Source organism: Ancylobacter amanitiformis (genome assembly GCF_030814815.1).
Taxonomy (GTDB): Bacteria; Pseudomonadota; Alphaproteobacteria; order Rhizobiales; family Xanthobacteraceae; genus Ancylobacter; species Ancylobacter amanitiformis.
The window spans coordinates 171,803-187,207 of the sequence record NZ_JAUSVR010000007.1; the positions used below are offsets into that span (position 1 = coordinate 171,803).

11 protein-coding genes are annotated in these 15,405 nt (G+C 64.5%); 4 read left to right on the forward strand and 7 right to left on the reverse strand.

Annotation, left to right across the window (positions count from 1 at the left end; all coding sequences use genetic code 11):
- The first annotated feature begins 83 nt into the window (after positions 1 to 83).
- Positions 84 to 1,019, forward strand: a complete 936-nt coding sequence (locus tag QOZ99_RS12705; protein ID WP_306890348.1) for a 2-hydroxyacid dehydrogenase — start codon at positions 84 to 86, stop codon at positions 1,017 to 1,019.
- Here QOZ99_RS12705 and QOZ99_RS12710 read toward each other — a convergent pair.
- Positions 1,013 to 3,172 (reverse strand): putative bifunctional diguanylate cyclase/phosphodiesterase, encoded by a 2,160-nt coding sequence (locus QOZ99_RS12710; protein ID WP_306890349.1) that lies wholly within the window; start codon positions 3,170 to 3,172, stop codon positions 1,013 to 1,015. The genes QOZ99_RS12705 and QOZ99_RS12710 overlap by 7 nt on opposite strands.
- Before the next feature lie 301 nt (positions 3,173 to 3,473).
- Between QOZ99_RS12710 and QOZ99_RS12715 the strand changes: the two genes are divergently transcribed.
- Both QOZ99_RS12715 and QOZ99_RS12720 read left to right on the forward strand, forming a co-directional pair.
- The gene (locus QOZ99_RS12715; protein WP_306890350.1) at positions 3,474 to 3,629 is read left to right on the forward strand and encodes a hypothetical protein; all 156 of its coding nucleotides are present in this window, start codon (positions 3,474 to 3,476) and stop codon (positions 3,627 to 3,629) included.
- 39 nt (positions 3,630 to 3,668) lie between these two features.
- On the forward strand, positions 3,669 to 4,259 hold the full coding sequence (locus QOZ99_RS12720) for an SCO family protein (RefSeq protein ID WP_370876845.1): 591 nt from the start codon (positions 3,669 to 3,671) through the stop codon (positions 4,257 to 4,259).
- Here the strand turns inward: QOZ99_RS12720 and QOZ99_RS12725 are convergent.
- Positions 4,210 to 4,710 carry a glycosyltransferase gene (locus tag QOZ99_RS12725; RefSeq protein WP_306890351.1) on the reverse strand — a complete coding sequence of 167 codons (501 nt, stop codon included), beginning with the start codon at positions 4,708 to 4,710 and terminating at the stop codon, positions 4,210 to 4,212. The two genes, QOZ99_RS12720 and QOZ99_RS12725, sit on opposite strands and share 50 nt — an antisense overlap.
- Before the next feature lie 121 nt (positions 4,711 to 4,831).
- On the opposite strand from QOZ99_RS12725, the gene QOZ99_RS12730 reads away from it, so the two are divergent.
- Entirely contained in the window at positions 4,832 to 6,568 is a 1,737-nt protein-coding gene (locus QOZ99_RS12730; RefSeq protein ID WP_306890352.1) for a site-specific integrase, read from the forward strand.
- A 538-nt stretch (positions 6,569 to 7,106) separates the two neighbouring features.
- Here QOZ99_RS12730 and QOZ99_RS12735 read toward each other — a convergent pair.
- The 5 genes from QOZ99_RS12735 to QOZ99_RS12755 all read right to left on the reverse strand — a co-directional run bounded on the left by QOZ99_RS12735 (position 7,107) and on the right by QOZ99_RS12755 (position 15,391).
- Positions 7,107 to 7,724 (reverse strand): recombinase family protein, encoded by a 618-nt coding sequence (locus QOZ99_RS12735; protein WP_306890353.1) that lies wholly within the window; start codon positions 7,722 to 7,724, stop codon positions 7,107 to 7,109.
- Positions 7,725 to 8,749: 1,025 nt separating this feature from the next.
- Entirely contained in the window at positions 8,750 to 9,382 is a 633-nt protein-coding gene (locus QOZ99_RS12740; RefSeq protein ID WP_306890355.1) for an HNH endonuclease signature motif containing protein, read from the reverse strand.
- A 36-nt stretch (positions 9,383 to 9,418) separates the two neighbouring features.
- Positions 9,419 to 10,726 carry a hypothetical protein gene (locus QOZ99_RS12745; protein ID WP_306890356.1) on the reverse strand — a complete coding sequence of 436 codons (1,308 nt, stop codon included), beginning with the start codon at positions 10,724 to 10,726 and terminating at the stop codon, positions 9,419 to 9,421.
- Positions 10,723 to 11,157 (reverse strand): hypothetical protein, encoded by a 435-nt coding sequence (locus QOZ99_RS12750; protein ID WP_306890357.1) that lies wholly within the window; start codon positions 11,155 to 11,157, stop codon positions 10,723 to 10,725. The genes QOZ99_RS12745 and QOZ99_RS12750 overlap by 4 nt, the downstream gene beginning before the upstream one ends.
- 445 nt (positions 11,158 to 11,602) lie before the next feature.
- Positions 11,603 to 15,391 (reverse strand): hypothetical protein, encoded by a 3,789-nt coding sequence (locus QOZ99_RS12755; protein ID WP_306890358.1) that lies wholly within the window; start codon positions 15,389 to 15,391, stop codon positions 11,603 to 11,605.
- Positions 15,392 to 15,405 lie beyond the last annotated feature (14 nt).

A 15,405-nucleotide genomic window follows, 5' to 3' on the forward strand; every position in this document is an offset into this window, starting at 1 on the left:
AGCCGCCACCGGTACAAGGTGGCGACACCGGGCCTTTCAGGCTATCAGGCCGGTCCCGGTGGGGAGCGAGAGGGAGGCGCGCGATGAGCCGCGAGGCGCTGGTTTTCTACAGCCCGGTCGATGATGCGACGGCGTGGCGCGAGGCGCTGACCGCCGAGCTTCCCGATCTCGATTTCCGCGTCGACCCCGAGGTGGGAGACCCCAGCGATATCCGCTATGCCCTGGTCTGGGTGCCGCCGCGCGGCTTCTTCGCGCGCTTTCCCAATCTTCAGCTCGTCACCAATCTGGGCGCCGGCGTCGACGCGCTGCTCGGGCGGGACGATCTGGTGCCGGTGAAGTTTTCCCGCCTCAACGACCCCGGCATGACCGCGATGATGACGAGCTATGTCGTCTTCGCCGTCACCCGCTACGCCCGCGATATCCCGGTATTCGAGCGGGCCAAGCGGCGCGGGGAATGGGAATATGTCCATCCGCGCCCGCTGGCCGACATCAAGGTCGCGGTGCTGGGACTGGGAGAACTCGGCGCGCCGGCGGCGCGGGCGCTGGCCGGCATGGGCTACACCGTCACCGGCTGGTCGCGCTCGCCCAAGGAAATTGCCGGCGTGGCGTCGGAGACCGGCCGCGCGGGGCTGGAGCGTGTGCTCGCGGATAACGAGATCATCGTCAGCCTGCTGCCGCTGACGCCGGATCTGCGCGGCATTCTGGGCGCGCGGGAATTCGCGCTGATGCCGAAGGGCGCGAAATTCATCAATGCCTCGCGCGGCGCGGTGGTCGACGAGGCAGCGCTGATCGCCGCCCTGCGCACGGGCCATGTCGCCGAGGCGACGCTGGATGTGTTCGAGACCGAGCCGCTGCCGCCCGATCATCCCTTCTGGACGCTCGACAATGTGCTGATCACCCCGCATCTCGCCAGTATCACCGTGCCGAAGCTGGCCGCGCGCGACGTGGCGCAGAGCATCCGCCGGATGCGGCAGGGGCTGGCGCCGCTGCACCAGGTCGATCCCGCCCGCGGCTACTGATCCGCCGGCCGACCCGAAGGGGCCGCGTCGCCCGCATTCGGGGCGTCGGCATTCGGGACGTCGACTTGCGGGACGTCGACTTGCGGGGCCACCGCCAGCAGGTCCGTAGCCAGCAGGTCTCGCGCATCGGTCGGGCGGTGGAACAGGAAGCCCTGGTACATCATCGCGCCGAGTTCGCGCAGCTTGGTGAGCTGGATCTCCTCCTCCACCCCTTCGGCGACCAGTTCGAGGCCGAGCGTGCGGGCGATGGAGATGGCCGCCATCATGAGCGCCTTGTCGATCGGGTCGCTCAGCAGGTCGCGGGTCACGCTCCAGTCGATCTTGATGCCATCGACCGGCAGGCGCTTCAGCGCCTCGAACGAATTGTAGCCATTGCCGAAATCGTCGAGATAGACATAGATCCCGCGCGCGCGCAGATCGGTGAGAAAGCGCGCGATCTCGGCAATGTCGTCAATTCCCTCGCTTTCCGTCACCTCGATGCGGAAGGCGCTTTCCACGCCCGGATGCAGGTCCAGCAGGTCCATCAGGCTGCGCTGGAAGGCCGGGTCGGTCAGCGAGCGGGCACCGATATTGGCGGAGACATAGTGGCCGGCGCCGCGCTCGATGAGATGGATCGCCAGATCCACCACATGCCGGCAGACCCAGCTATCGATCCGGCCCATCAGCCCGAGCCGCTGGGCTGCCGGCAGGAATTCCGCCGGCTGGCAATAGGTGCCGTTCTCGTCCACCAGCCGGATCAGCGCCTCATAGCCGAGCGGCCGGAGGTCGGCATCGACGATGGCCTGCAAATGCAGGTGGAAGCGGCCCAGCTCGAAACCGAGCCGGATTCGCTCCGCCCAGCTGAGCCGCTGGCGGGTGTTGCTCACCTTGGGGTCGCCGAGATCGTAGAGCTGCACGCGGTCACGGCCGGATTCCTTGGCGACATAGCAGGCAGTGTCGGCGGCCGCGATCAGGCTGGAGACGGTCTTCGCATTGCCGTTGCCCCGCACAAGGCCGATGCTGAGCCCGAGCGTGAAGGCCCGGCCGCTCACGTGGAACGGACTTTCGCGCACGGTCGTGTTGAGCCGGCGGGCAATGCGCAGCGCATCGCTCTCCTCGATATTGCTGAGCACCAGGGCGAACTCGTCGCCGCCGACCCGCGCCAGCATGTCGTCGCTGCGCAGCTGGGCGCGCAGGACATGGGAGAGCTCGCGCAGCACCTCGTCGGCGGCCGCGTGACCCACGGCATCGTTGACGCCCTTGAAGTGATCGATGTCGATCATGCCGACCCAGAGACTGCGCGGCTCGCCGTCGCGCAGATACTGGTTGAGCCGCTCCTCCAGCGCGAAGCGGTTGGGCAGACCGGTGAGCAGGTCGCTGCGCGCCTGCATGGCGACGAGGCGGGCGAATTCCGCCAGCGCCTCGCTCTGCTGGCGCAGCTGCTCGCGCATGGTGATCAGTTCGCTCTCGCGCCGCTTCTGCGCGGTGAGGTCGGCCCAGATGCCGACCGCGCGGCCCGTGCCCATCCGCCGCAGGCTGGCCAGCATCCAGCGCCCGTCGCGCAGGGGCACCTCCGCGTGATGTTCGCGGGCGTCGAGCAATTGCACGAGAACGTTGTCGGCGATGGCCTCGTCGACCTCGTCCGCGAACATGCCCCGGCGGCGCGCCTCGACGATGCGTTCGGAAAGTGCGCTGCCCACCGCGAGGTCGACGCCCACCTCGGCGAAGCGGCGGCGCATGCCGTCATTGGCGAGCAGGATGCGGTTCTCGGCATCGAGCAGCACGAAGCCCTCGCCGACACCGTCGATCGCCTCCAGCAGCTGGGCCTCGGCGGCCTTCAGCCGGGTTATGTCGCTCCACACGCAGATCGTGCCGCCATCGGGGGTGCGACTTTCGCGCACCTGCACCCAGCCGCCGTTCTGCAGTGGAATGTCGAAGGGTTTGCCATCGGCCGCCGCATGGTGGCGCATGCGTTCGGCGATCGCGTCATCGCCTCGCGGCTCACGGGAGGCGCCGTCCGGCACCGAGGCGAGGGCGAAGAAGCTGAGGCCGTGCAGGTCGCCAAGCGGCTCAAGAAGAGGGAACAGTTCCAGAAAGCGGCGATTATGGGCAACCAGCCGGTCCTGGGCATCGAACAGTGCGAAGCCATCGGCCATGGCGTCGATCGCCGCCATCCACCGGCTCCGCTCGCGGCCGTCCGCCGTGTCGTCCGCACGCGGCGATCCAGCATATGACCGGTTCGGATGTCCAGTATTCATTATACCCGCCTTGGTCCGCCCACCCTCTACCTCGCATGTCGTATTCAGCAACATGGCGAGACATTATCCGTTCACCCAGGGATACAAGCACCCAGCGTTCACGCGGCCGTGCATTTCAGTATTATTCTGCGGCAGGAGCAAGCCATCAACCATAAATGATTTGAAAATAAGTCAATAACGTTTCCAGTTTCAAAGTATCAGGCAGGAGGATGTGCGGATGAGGGCGGAGGACGGCCTTCGGCGCGGGTGGGCGCGCTGGGCGATGATCGGCGCTGGCGCCGTGGCGGTCGCCGCGACGATCGGCCTGTGGGCGCGTCACGGTGCCGCCGTTTTCTTCGACATGGTGACGGCCGGCTTCGCCTATTGCTTCTGAGGTGCCGCCGTCCCGCGCTCCCGTGAGGTCTCGCCCGTCATGATGCAACGCCGTGTTCTCGTGCTTCTCGCTGTCTTCGTCATCGGTGCCGTGGCGATGGTGGCGGGCGCTCTGGCTCTGCTGCCGCGCGGTGCCGCGCCGGTGGCGAGCGCCAGTGGCGTTGGCGGGCCGTTCCAGCTGGTCGACCAGGACGGTCGCGCCGTGACGCAGGCCGATTTCGCGGGCGAGCCATTTCTCGTGTTCTTCGGCTTCACCCATTGCCCCGATGTGTGCCCGACGGCGCTCTACGACCTGTCGCAGTTGTTCGAGGCGTTGGGGCCGGATGCCGACAAGGTTCGCGGCCTGTTTGTGACCGTCGATCCCGAGCGCGACACGCCTGACGTGATGAAGTCCTATCTCGGCAGCTTCGATGCCCGCATCCGCGGCCTTTCGGGATCGCCCGAGCAGGTTGCGGCGATCATCCGCGCCTACCGCGTCTATGCCAAGAAAGTGCCGACCAGCGACGGCGACTACACGATGGACCACACCGCCATCGTCTATCTCATGGGCAAGGACGGCAGCTTCATCGCGCCGTTCAACCTCAAGCGCCCCCCCGAGGAGGCGGCCGCCGACCTGCGGCGCTATCTCTAGGGCGCTTTCGAGCGAGGTGCAGGCGCCGGCGCGGCAGCCGCGCCAGCCCGTGATCGGTCTTCTCCCAGAGCTGCGGATCGGTAACGAGCTGGATCGCCGCGCGCCAGGCCGCCAGCGACATCATCAGCCAATAGGCCGGCACCAGCGGCAGCACGCGCCAGAGGCCGCTCAGCCGCCGCCGCCGCATGCCGATGGCGGTGCAGAGCAGGGCGCTCGAATAGCCGATTCCGAACACCCCGATGCCCAGCCCCTCGACCGCGACCCGCGAAAGCTCGTCGGGATGCGGGCGGCCGAAGGCGAGGTCGCCGATGAGCACGGCGAGGAAGAAGGGGTGCACCAGCGCCGCCGCCAGCCCGCCGCCCATGAGGCAGACGAAGGCCGCGCCGCCGCCGGGCCCCGCCTCGCGCAGCAGGGCGAACGGGCGGCGCCCATGCACCAGCAGGGTCTGCATCCACCTCTTGCAGCAAGGGAATATTCTCAAGCAGCATCAAAACGCTAGCGTTTCCCGTGGCTTCCGTCAAGCTCGACTGCTATGGGAATGTGCTCAGGGAATGGCTGGTCGACGGTGGCTGATGAAGGGCCTATCCAAGCGCAAAGGCTCCGATAACTGGCAGGGGTGGTTCCGCATCCCAGAGGCGCTTTGGAAGCGGCGAGGGGACCTTGTTGCCCTGGGCGTGGCCGATCTCGGGAAAAGTCAGGAGTTCAGAAAGTCCCTTGAGTCCGGTGACCGTGAAGAAGCGGCGCGGCGCTACCGGCTGGCACTTGATGCCTGGGACCGGAAGATGGACGCGTGGACAACGCTCCTCGCCAACGGCCCCACGAAGCTCACCCATAGGCAACGGGTGGCGCTTGCGGCGGACTATGCGAGGGCATTCCTCGCCCGGCACGAAGACGAGCCCTTTGACGCACCAGCTTCGCCTCGCATCCCCCACGTGCCCCACGATGGCGACAGGCGGGCGTCTGCCGTCTCCCGGTTGCCGGCCGATGAGCGACGCACGTTTCTGGCGGACCTGAAGGCCTATCGGGAGGCCAGAGAGGAGGCGGAGCGCGGGCACCGGGCGGTTGCCTTGGTTGACGCCTATCCCGTCCTACGCGCCAACCTTGGGCCGGACTTCGCGTCGGCGCTGGAGTCTATGCACGGGGCGGACACCACGACAGTCCTCGGGGCTCAAGGGCTCCATGTCGACGCGGAGACGCGGCGGCTGATGAACCTTGAGATGACCAGCCTCATGGGAGAGGTCCAGCGCGGCCTTGAGGCGAGGCGTGACGGCGACTATCGGCCGGTGGAGCGGCTCGGGGCGGCGCCCACCTTCAGCCCGCCAGTGCCAGCCCCAAGCCCGGCGCCCATCCTCACGTTGGAGGCCTTGCTAGACCACAAAGCCACCACTCGAACCATCAAAGCCAAGACGGTGGGGCGCACTCGGTCTCACCTCAGGAAGTTCGCCGCGTTCATCGGACATGACGACGCCCGCAAAGTCACCAAGGATGATGTCCGGCGGTGGCGTGATGCTCTCATTAGCGGTGGCGAGTTGGCGACACACACCATCTCCGAAAGATATCTCTCCTCGCTCAGTTCGGTGCTTGAGCATGGCGTGAGGGAGTTCGACCTGCCTGCCAACGTGGCGACAGGCATTAAGGACAATCGCAAGGTCGCCACGAAGGGGGCGAGGGAATATTCACCAGAGCAAGCCACCGAGATACTCACGGCAACCTTCCAAGGCTCCACCAAGGACATCTCGGCGCCGCACCGCAGGGCCATCTTCTGGGTTCCGTGGATCATGGCCTATACGGGTCTCAGGGTCCGCGAGGTAACGCAGTTCCGGGCGAGGCACCTCAAGGAAGACAACGGGACCCCCTATCTCCTCATCACGCCAGAGGACGGCAGCACAAAGAGCGGGAAGGCGTGGATGGTCGGAATTCACCAGCACCTTATCGACCTGGGCTTGCTGGAGTTCTTGAAGTCGCTCCGTGGCGGACCAGCGTTCTATGAGCCCTATCCTAGCGGGACCAACCTCAAGGCTCTGGAGGGACGGCACCGGGCTGAAGACGCGGCCGTGAGGGTCGGCAACTGGGTCACTGATGAGGTCGGCATCGTGGCGCCGCTAGGTCGCCCTAACCATGCGTGGCGCCATCTGTTCACAACCAGAAGCCGCCAGTTCGACATGAGCAAAGAGGCGAGGGATTTTATGATGGGCAGCGGGGCGGGTGATGCGCGGGAAGGCTATGGCGATTGGCCACCGGAGAGGTTGGCGAAGGAGATTAACAAGCTGCCCCGCTTTCCGGTGAAGGACACGGGGTGGCGGCCTTGAGCCGCATAGAGTCCGCGCCGGCATGCGCAGGGTTGAATGTGGGCGAGGAAAGGTCTATGATAGAAACATCGAGTAATTTTATATAGCGCATATTCGTATTGTTTAGCTTGTGTCTATATTGAATTTTTTAGTTCTTAACAATAGGGAACGTAACTCTTATGTCAAACTTTAAAATAATGGCTATAAACAATCTTCTGAGTGTTATGTCTGAAATCCGATTTCAGCGAAGCCTTCTGGCTAGTGGAAAACTGCGGACTGGTGAATACGCACCAAAATTTCGAGATACAACTATTGATGACATTATCGAATTGGACAGCCGGTTAAGAGAGTATCACGCGGAAGTCATAAAGTTGGGCGCCAATCGCTAAGCTGCGTGTCCTGGCGGGCTTTCGCTAACATCATAGTCGGGCGCGTCCTACCTTATGTCGGATGCCCTAACTCCCCCTGCGGCGGGCGCTCGATCTCTCGTGGCGCTGCGGCGTTTTGCGGTGGGGCAATGCGATCCATTGGCCCCGGATCGGATTGGCGTCCCTATGTTTCACGCCTCGCCCTCCCGCTTGGCCAACCTCGACAGGGTGCTCCGGGACGCTCCCGTGGCGGCGATGATGCTGGACCAGCTCTGACCCGCCTTGAGCATCTTCTGGATGGCGGCATTGCGCTGCGTATCCTCAGGGCGCCCCTTGTACCGGCCTTCGGTCTTGGCCTTCACGATGCCCTGCGCCTGTCTCCTGCGCCGGTCCTCATAGTCCTTGCGCGCAATTGCCGCGAGCATATCCAGCATCATCCCGTTGAGTGCGTCCAGCATGCGGGCCGTGAAGTCGTCCCCTTGGTTCGTCATCATCATGTGCGACGTGGGGAGGTCCAGCGCTACCACCCTCACGCGGCGCTGGCGGATTTCGTCCTTGAGCCGCTCCCAGTCGGTGGCGTTGAGCCGAGACAAGCGGTCCACCTGCTCAATGAGGAGGATGTCGCCCGGCTGGCAGTCCCCCAGCAAGCGGAACAGCTCGGGGCGGGCGAGGCTGGCACCGCTCTCGTTCTCCACGTAGGTGGCGGCGATCTTCAAGCGCCGCTCCTTGGCGAAGGCTTCAAGGTCTGCCTTGGCGCGGCTGGCGTCTTGCTCTCGGGTGCTGGCGCGAAGATAGGCTCTTACGAACATGGCGATAGAGACCTTGGGTTGATCGAGCCTCAGGCACAGGCCCTCAGTTCGTTTTGCATGGTCTGATATCATTCGGTTCGCTATGGGTTGTCAAGGGGCATTTATCGAACCGTCCGCAGACCAGTTCGTAAAGGGCATACCCAAATGGTCATAGCTTGGTGAGGCGGAGGCACCGTCTCCTCCCCGCCATGGACCTGATGCCCAGACCAGAGCCCCGAGACACTGACCCAAGGCCCGACCCCGAGGCACTGACCCCGAAGATGACCGCGCGGGAGGGGTGCCCCGGTGTCTGCTGCGGGGCCGGGCACTGTGATCGAGGACGGAGCCAGATGCCCCTGGGGGTGGAGGGGGGGAAGCCCTGCGTCGCCACGTTCTCTCGATGTGTCGCGTGATCGACCCCTAGGGTATCCGGGAGGATGGGCTTCAAGCGGACTGGGAGGCGGAGGGAGAGGCCACGCCTTCATCCCCAGCGACCTCAAGTCCCCCACGATAAGCCGGACATGGAGCCCCGCGCGGGGCCGGACGTGGTGCCAAACTCAAGGCATGCGGCCTCATGGCATGGACCCCTTGGACATCTGGGAGGAGCATCAGGCCGTGCTTGGAGGCGAGGCATCAGGGCTGCGTGAGGCGAGGCATCTGGGGTGGGACAGGGGGCGCGAGGCATGACAGGAGGGCGGGCAGGAGGCGCGAGGCGGGCGTCTGTCGTCAAGGTAACTGGGAGGGGAGGGCTTGGAGTGTCTGGGGAGGGTTAGGCTCCGCCTCATCACCCATGGCTTGATGGCCTGCCTTGAGCCCCATCTGTTCGGTGAAGGCTTCATGGTCACCTTGAGCATTAATGCCTCCTCCCGCCCCGCCTCTCCTCCAGTCTACCGAAGGTATGGCATCAAGGCGCCACTGAGGATGATGGGTCTGAGGCTAATCGCTCTAAGTCTCGGGGCATATTGCCGGGCTTAGAGCCACCTTCTTGAGAGGGCAGGGAGGGACACATGGAGACCAATAGTGGCCACTTCCCCCGAGAGGCGGACTTATCGCCCGCCCCGATGCACGTCCGTTTCGATGGTGATGATGTCGTGGTGCTCGGGAACTTCACCCGCCTTTAGGTCGACTCCATGGTTCGGGTGATAGTCCCCGGCTGCTCTCTGCATCCCTGTTCGCACCAGTTCGGCCTGCCAGAACTCCTTGAAGGGGCCACGCTCCAAGCGTTCACCCATGCTGCGGACACGCGCCCACCACCTGCCGCTTCGGTCCTGATGCACGCCCGTGCGGCCCGACTTGTTGCGGACATTGCGCCGCTGGTTCCGTGCGTTCTCCTCTGGCGTCGCCTCTCGAAGATTCTCCCAGCGGTTGTTGCTGGTATCGTGGTCTATATGGTCGATGTGGTGAGCGGGCCAAGCACCCGTTTGCATCAGCCAGATGAGGCGGTGCACCCAGATGAATTTGCCGGCGATGTTAACCTTTCGGTATCCGGCAGGGTGGTCGCTCCCGGCAGGCTTACCTGCCCACAAGGCGTTTCTGCTAGCCCAAGCCCCATCCGTCTTGAACCACTTTCGGTCTCGCCATCGCCACGTCAGTACGCCCGTGTCGGGATCGTATTCCAGAAGCTCCCGCGCGATGTCGGCCGTAAGCTCGGGGGTGGCGAGGCGCGTTGCCTCACTCATTGCATTCTCCTTCTCGATTGACTTGGGGTGTCGGCCCTACGTCGCGGGACGGACGATGGGCTTTTCGACGACAGGGAGGGCCGTCCCGAGCACCTGCTTCGAGACTGCTTGCATCGCCCTCATGGCCACGGACTTGTCGAACTGGCGGACCTGAAGTCCGTCATGGAGAGGCATAGCGGGGATACCCTGCCGTTCCAGCTCCAGAAGCGCGGATATGAGGATGCGGCTTTCAGCTGCCATCAGTTCCACGCCAACGTCGGACCCAAAGCATGACGCAATGGCGGGGTGGCGGTGGGCCATCGCAGCAACAAGCCGCCTCGCATCCCATCCCTCAGGTAGTGCGTCCCTCAGTTCTGGCGACAACCTCTGCATCGGGCTGGATCTGGAGAGCATTGACAACATGGCCAGCTTTGCGCCCGCCCGGTGACGCTCAAGACCCGAAATGTCGTATGGGTCGCCATCAGGCAGTCGTCCGGTCACTCGAAGGTACGCGAGCGTCGCGAACATGGCCTGAAAGTCGAGGTCGGCTATATCCTCTCCTTCAATCTTGATGAGGTGGCGTTCAGCCCTCGGGGTGTTCATCCACCAAGCGCCTTGAAGCCGGCCATTCAGTTCCCAGACGTGGGGGGCCTGTGGTGTGCGAAGCAGGAACCGGCGGTGGAGCGCGAGGGGAGCTTGCTGTTCCCCGGCCTTGGTCATCCTCACCCCGCTGAGGAAGGCGTTGATCCGCTCCACCTCGCCCCTGAGACGACGGGTCTCCTCGGTGTCGTCATAGTGGATGAGGACCTTGGGCGGAGGCTCGTTACCGAAGGGCTTCTCGCCAGTGCGAGCCACCAACCAAAGCCGTTCCCCGCCGTCTTCCCGTCCGATGTCACGGAGCCTGACCCCGTGTGCCGCCAGTCGAGAGATGAAGTCAGGCGATGGCTCAATCGTCGTCACCAGCCTCTTGAAGACATGCGGATGCCGGACAAGGAGGCCAAGTTCAGCCAGTTCCTCCACAATCGCTCCAAGGTGCCGCTGTGGGTAGTCTTGCCGCTCGTACCGTGTGGGCCTGGTTTTGCCGGTGCTAACCGCAAGTCGACCATCAGTCGCCGCATGGGGCGACAGGGCTAGCAAGGCGAGATTTGCCACCACATTGCCGACAACCTGCTCCCTCCGCTCCGCAGCATCCCGGCGAGATGGCGTGATGTCAGACGTGATGCCATCCACAAGGGCACGGAGGGCGTCGCCGCTTGAGGTCAACCACGGGTCGAGGAAGACGGCCTCGGGTGGCTTGGTGATGGTGGGCTTGTGGTCATGCCATGGGTCGGACGTGTGGCCGGGCTCGTGGTGAGGCGCGGTCATGGCGCCCTACCCGCGCGCACTGCCGCCAGTGTCTCCTCTATTGCCGTGTGGTCGATGGCGTGGGTGACACACTCCAGCACCTTCTCACCAAGGATGACCATGGCCCGGCCCTGCGATCTGACGTAGCGCGTCTTGAGGTCGATCCCTCGCACTTGCCAGTTGGTGCCCGAGACTCCGTGAAGCCGCTTCAAGACGCGTGAGACTTGCATCGGCACCCAATTAGGCCAGCCATATGGTCCCACTTCGCGATGCAGGGAGCGGACGGCGAGGACGATTTCCATAATGGTCTCCGGTGGCGTGCCGACCTCATGGAGTTTCGCGAGCACCGAACGGGCCTTCTCCTGAGGCGACGCGGCTGCATGGTAATCGGCAGTGAGCGACCGCCCCTGAGACGACATCAGACCCACCAACCTCCCCACGACCATCACCACGCTGAGGTCCTGCCGATGTCGTGCGATCCACCGGCGGGCGGCTTTTCGGAACGGCGCTAGTTCGCTCGCCAGATAGCTAGGCCGTGTGGTGTTCCCGTGCCTACGGAGATGGTTGAGGTGTGGGCGGCAATACTCGGCTGAAAGCCCCTTGCTCTGAGACCGCGCTGTTAGTCGCTCACAGCCGGGCACGATGCACTCCTCAGGCCCATCGGGGTGCGGGGCTCTGGCTCTCTGCTTCACGTCCTGTGCCGCCGCCCGCCTCGCATTGCGGGAGGTCAAGGGGATGCCTCCTCGGGGACCGGTGTGGGCGAGTTGAGGAAGGGACGGGTCGTCGTCCTGCTGGGCTTCGTCAGCATGGCGTATCCTTTTCATGATGCCGGATTGAAGGGGGGGCAGGTCATCCCCACCCCTCTATGTGTCGACCAATGGTTCAGCCGGCGAACGACTATCGCGGGGTCAGTGCTTGAAGCAGCGTCCTCGCGCCCGGCTCCCCGTTATTCCGCTCGCGGCGGTTCTTGATGATGGCTCCAGCCGCCTCCCTCTGTCGTGCCATGACGAGAGGCCCGAGGTCTTCCCGGTACTTGGAGATGAGCACTTTGCGGGCGGACGTGCGATATTCACTGACGAGGCGGGCGATGGCGTTGAGCCGAGTCCCCTTCACTCCCGGATCACCGTCAGGTAGGTCCTGAAAGGCGGTGGACTTGATGAGCTTCGCCACGACCTGCTTGAGGGGTTTCTGACCGGGGAGATGCCCGGACAGCTCCTGGAACCTCTCGTAGGCATTGCGCCCGTCCTTGAGCGTGATGTCGCGCAGGTCGACACCCTCGAAGTTGGGCGCGGGCTTGCCGAGAGACTGACCTGTCTGGAGGGCAATGCGGTTCATCTCGGCGTCAACCACATCGTGGTCCTGATGCCCGGACAGTCCGATGTTCACCAGCATGGGGTCGCCCCACACGTCCAGCTTCATGGGCAGGGTATCGGAGAGGCCGGGCACCCCCTTGATCATCCCATCGACGAAGCCCCGAGCCTCCCTTAGGTAGGGGTCCGGGTTGACGCCACGAAGGAGGGACGAGAATGGCAACATCGCGCCCGCCGTCTGACCCATTGTGTTGGGAAGTTTGTTCTCCGGGTCTGAGAACGCGTCGAAGGCACGCTTGGCGTTGATGAGGGCGGACTTCTCCCAGAGGTTCTTGGCGAGGGACACCACGACAGCCTGAGCCGCCTGCGAATAGTCCTTGTCGGGGTTGGCGACCATCAGTTCCACGATGTCGGCAACAAGGCCAATTGCAGTGCCATAGGGGTCGAGGCGCCCATACTGGACATAGGCCGTGTTACCGTCCTCATCCGTGACGGGCATGGAGTAGGGACGCCAGCCGGTCTCCAGCATCGCCTTCTTGGCCTCGGGGTTGGAGGGGCCTCCTCCTGTCACCTGACCCGAGAGGGCGAGATGCGCCGCCACGCCAGCGAACAGGGAGCCGAGGGCCATCTGCCCCATGGCCTGTGCCTGGGCCTGCACCCCGTTGGCGCCCATGATGTCCAGCTTGAACTCGTGCTGAAGCATGTTGATGCCGGGGGTCAGCTTGATGCCATAGCGCAGGGCATTGGTGGGCGTCTTGATGAAGGGCATGAGGATGCCCAGCGGCTTGACGGTCGCGCGGTAGTCCGACAGACCCTTTCCGAGGCTACCCATGTCCCACAGCGTGGGGTGGTCGAGGTCCTGCTGGAAGGTGGTGATGCGCGACTCTCGAAGCGCGGCGGAGTCAAGGGCCTGACCCGTGTCGGCATCGATAGCCTTGTTGAGAGCCGCCTGCACGTAGTCCTTGAAGGCTTGACCTGTGAGGCCCGCGTCGCCCGCCTCCACCGCCGCACGTGATTGCACCACGGATCGATACCTGAGCTGCTGGAACAGTTCGTCCGTGGCTCCAGTCGCCCGAGTAGGCATACCAACGAGGTTGCGGTAGGTTGCGGCCTGCCATGCGTTCTGCACCACGCCCCAAACGCTGGTGGTGGGCTTCCAGACGATGGGCTGGATGCGGGTACCGGCAGACTCAGAGGTCATAGCCTCGATACCGTGAGGCGACAGGATGGAGTCGCCGCGAAGGAACGCCTCCACGGCATGCGAGAAGCCGTCATAGAGCGAAGACACCGTATAGGCGTACTCACGCTTGGCCTGCTTGGCGAGGGCGCTAAGCTCCGCCCTCTTGCCGGGGTCACGGGTGACAAGTCGCAGAGCGGCAGACCCGAACAGCTTCTCGGTGGGCCGTGCGAGGGTCATCAGGGCATTGGACGTGGCGTTGATGGTGTGGGTGGGCCACAGCCACAGGAGGCCGTTCACCGTGTGGAACTGCATCTCGGCCAGCACCCGTTTCCCCCAGGTCGGGCTCGCCAGCTTTATCAGCTTGGAGGGGTCGCCGTCCGCCTTCGCCATAATAGCGGCTAGTGACTCCGGCGAGAAATCCTTGAGTGCGGCGATGTTGGCGGCGCTGTCTTTGAAGTCCGACCGAAGCCGACGCAAGCCCCGCCCCATGTTGCTGGCGATGGAGAGGCCATGAGCCGCCACGTCTGCCGCCGCAGCTACTCGACGGGTCATCTCCGCCATAGCCATACTCGCATCACCCCCGAACTCATCAAGGTTGCCGAGCTGGATTTGCTTGAACAGGTGGTCAGCATCCGCGAACATCTTGGAGCTGATGCGCATGGCCGCCTCCATGTGCGGGACGGACTGCACGGCTGCCGCGCCCGCCTCCCGGATGGAGCCCAGTACGAAGTCCGGGTCCATGTTGTAGGCTCGGGCGAACTCCTCGCCCAACTTGGTGGCCTTGGCGTCGGTCAGGACGGCCCCGCCCTTGGCCGTATCGTATTGTTCCTTCAGGACCTCCGCCGTGCGGTTCATGAGGGCCTGCGAGTCGTCCGTCGTCCATATGCGCTGCCACGGAATGTGCAGGTTGGCGTCGAACTCGTGGCCCGCATCCTCGGCAGCATCACGAGACCCGTATTTGATGACAGCCTCTTGGTCCGCCTCCGTCCTCGCCATGATCTCCTTGAGCTTGTCATCGGGCATGTCTGACCACGGACGGCTCTTGGCCCCGGCCCCACCGCCTTCCCCGGCCTTGGAGTAGACAGCATCGGGGGCGGGCTCGGGGGGTATAGCGGCGCTTTCTTCGGCCGATGCCTTGGCGCCCGGCTTGACGTTGTCATTCACCGGCCCATTGCTGGGGAGCTTTGAGGCGTCAATCTGGGCGTTCTGATTGTCGGCCTTGGGCGGGAGTGCGCCCGGCTCATCCTCGGTGCGAACCCCGAGGTCTGCCTGATGCACAGAGCCCTTCGGTCCCGCGATGGTGTCGTTGGCCGGCTCCTTCACGCCCATGAGCGGGGTGTTGTCGTTGACGCTCGGGGCCGTGGGCTGGTCGTTGATCTTGGTGGTAACCAGTGGCTCGGGCTCGGGATAAGGTCCCCAAGGGCCGGACCTGCGAGGCGGCACGGGGACGGATGGCTCCTCGCGCAGCTTCTCGATGACGGTGGCGGCCTCATCCGTCTTCCCCGTCCGAAGGAACTTCACGGCCTGCACAGCGCCGACGAACGCGAGGTCGACCCCAAGGCTCTCCAAGGCGTTCTTGAAGCGCCCCAGAGCGGCACTGTCCTCGGGGTCCGACGCAAGGAAGCGTGTCACAGGGTTGGTCAGCGCCGGGAACTGCTCCAAGGCATCGGAGAGCCGGGCCTCATGCGGATCGAGAGCGACATAGCCGGCGAACGCCCCCTTGGCCATCTCGAAGCCAGCCTTGGACTTCTGGAGGAGCTTGACGGGACCAAGCACCTTGTCTGCGCCGATGAGCCCGGTGACGATCTGCGCGACGCTGGTGCCCACGGCATTGAGTGGGCTCTTGGCCCCCAGTTCGGCGGTGCGCTGCTCGATGCCGGTACGCAAGGCCGACTTGTCCTCCGGGGCCGGCTCGCCCAAGAGGAAGTCCTTGGTCTCGATGCCGGCCTTTGCGACGCCGCCGCCTATGGACTTCCACAGGTCAGCGGCGCCGGACAGGGAGCGTTCCAGAAGGGACGGGTCTTCCGTGGGCTGCGCAGGGGCGGACGCAGGGGTGGGGCTTGATGCCGGCTGCGCTACCTGTGCCGAGTCTGGGGCGGGCTGAGAGGTGGGGTCTTCGGCCTGCTGCTGCTGAATGTCGGCGTGCCCCGCGTCGACCTCTGCGAGGGCCTTGAAGAATGGGTCTTCTTGTTCCATCGGTGATCCTTGGG

Excerpts from the sequence above, each read along its gene's own strand:
- QOZ99_RS12725 (WP_306890351.1), bottom strand. The coding sequence starts at position 4,710 with ATGCAGACCCTGCTGGTGCATGGGCGCCGCCCGTTCGCCCTGCTGCGC.
- QOZ99_RS12740 (WP_306890355.1), bottom strand. The coding sequence starts at position 9,382 with ATGAGTGAGGCAACGCGCCTCGCCACCCCCGAGCTTACGGCCGACATC.
- QOZ99_RS12735 (WP_306890353.1), bottom strand. The coding sequence starts at position 7,724 with ATGTTCGTAAGAGCCTATCTTCGCGCCAGCACCCGAGAGCAAGACGCC.
- QOZ99_RS12745 (WP_306890356.1), bottom strand. The coding sequence starts at position 10,726 with ATGACCGCGCCTCACCACGAGCCCGGCCACACGTCCGACCCATGGCAT.
- QOZ99_RS12720 (WP_370876845.1), top strand. The coding sequence starts at position 3,669 with ATGATGCAACGCCGTGTTCTCGTGCTTCTCGCTGTCTTCGTCATCGGT.
- QOZ99_RS12730 (WP_306890352.1), top strand. The coding sequence starts at position 4,832 with ATGAAGGGCCTATCCAAGCGCAAAGGCTCCGATAACTGGCAGGGGTGG.
- QOZ99_RS12710 (WP_306890349.1), bottom strand. The coding sequence starts at position 3,172 with ATGGCGGCGATCGACGCCATGGCCGATGGCTTCGCACTGTTCGATGCC.
- QOZ99_RS12715 (WP_306890350.1), top strand. The coding sequence starts at position 3,474 with ATGAGGGCGGAGGACGGCCTTCGGCGCGGGTGGGCGCGCTGGGCGATG.
- QOZ99_RS12755 (WP_306890358.1), bottom strand. The coding sequence starts at position 15,391 with ATGGAACAAGAAGACCCATTCTTCAAGGCCCTCGCAGAGGTCGACGCG.
- QOZ99_RS12705 (WP_306890348.1), top strand. The coding sequence starts at position 84 with ATGAGCCGCGAGGCGCTGGTTTTCTACAGCCCGGTCGATGATGCGACG.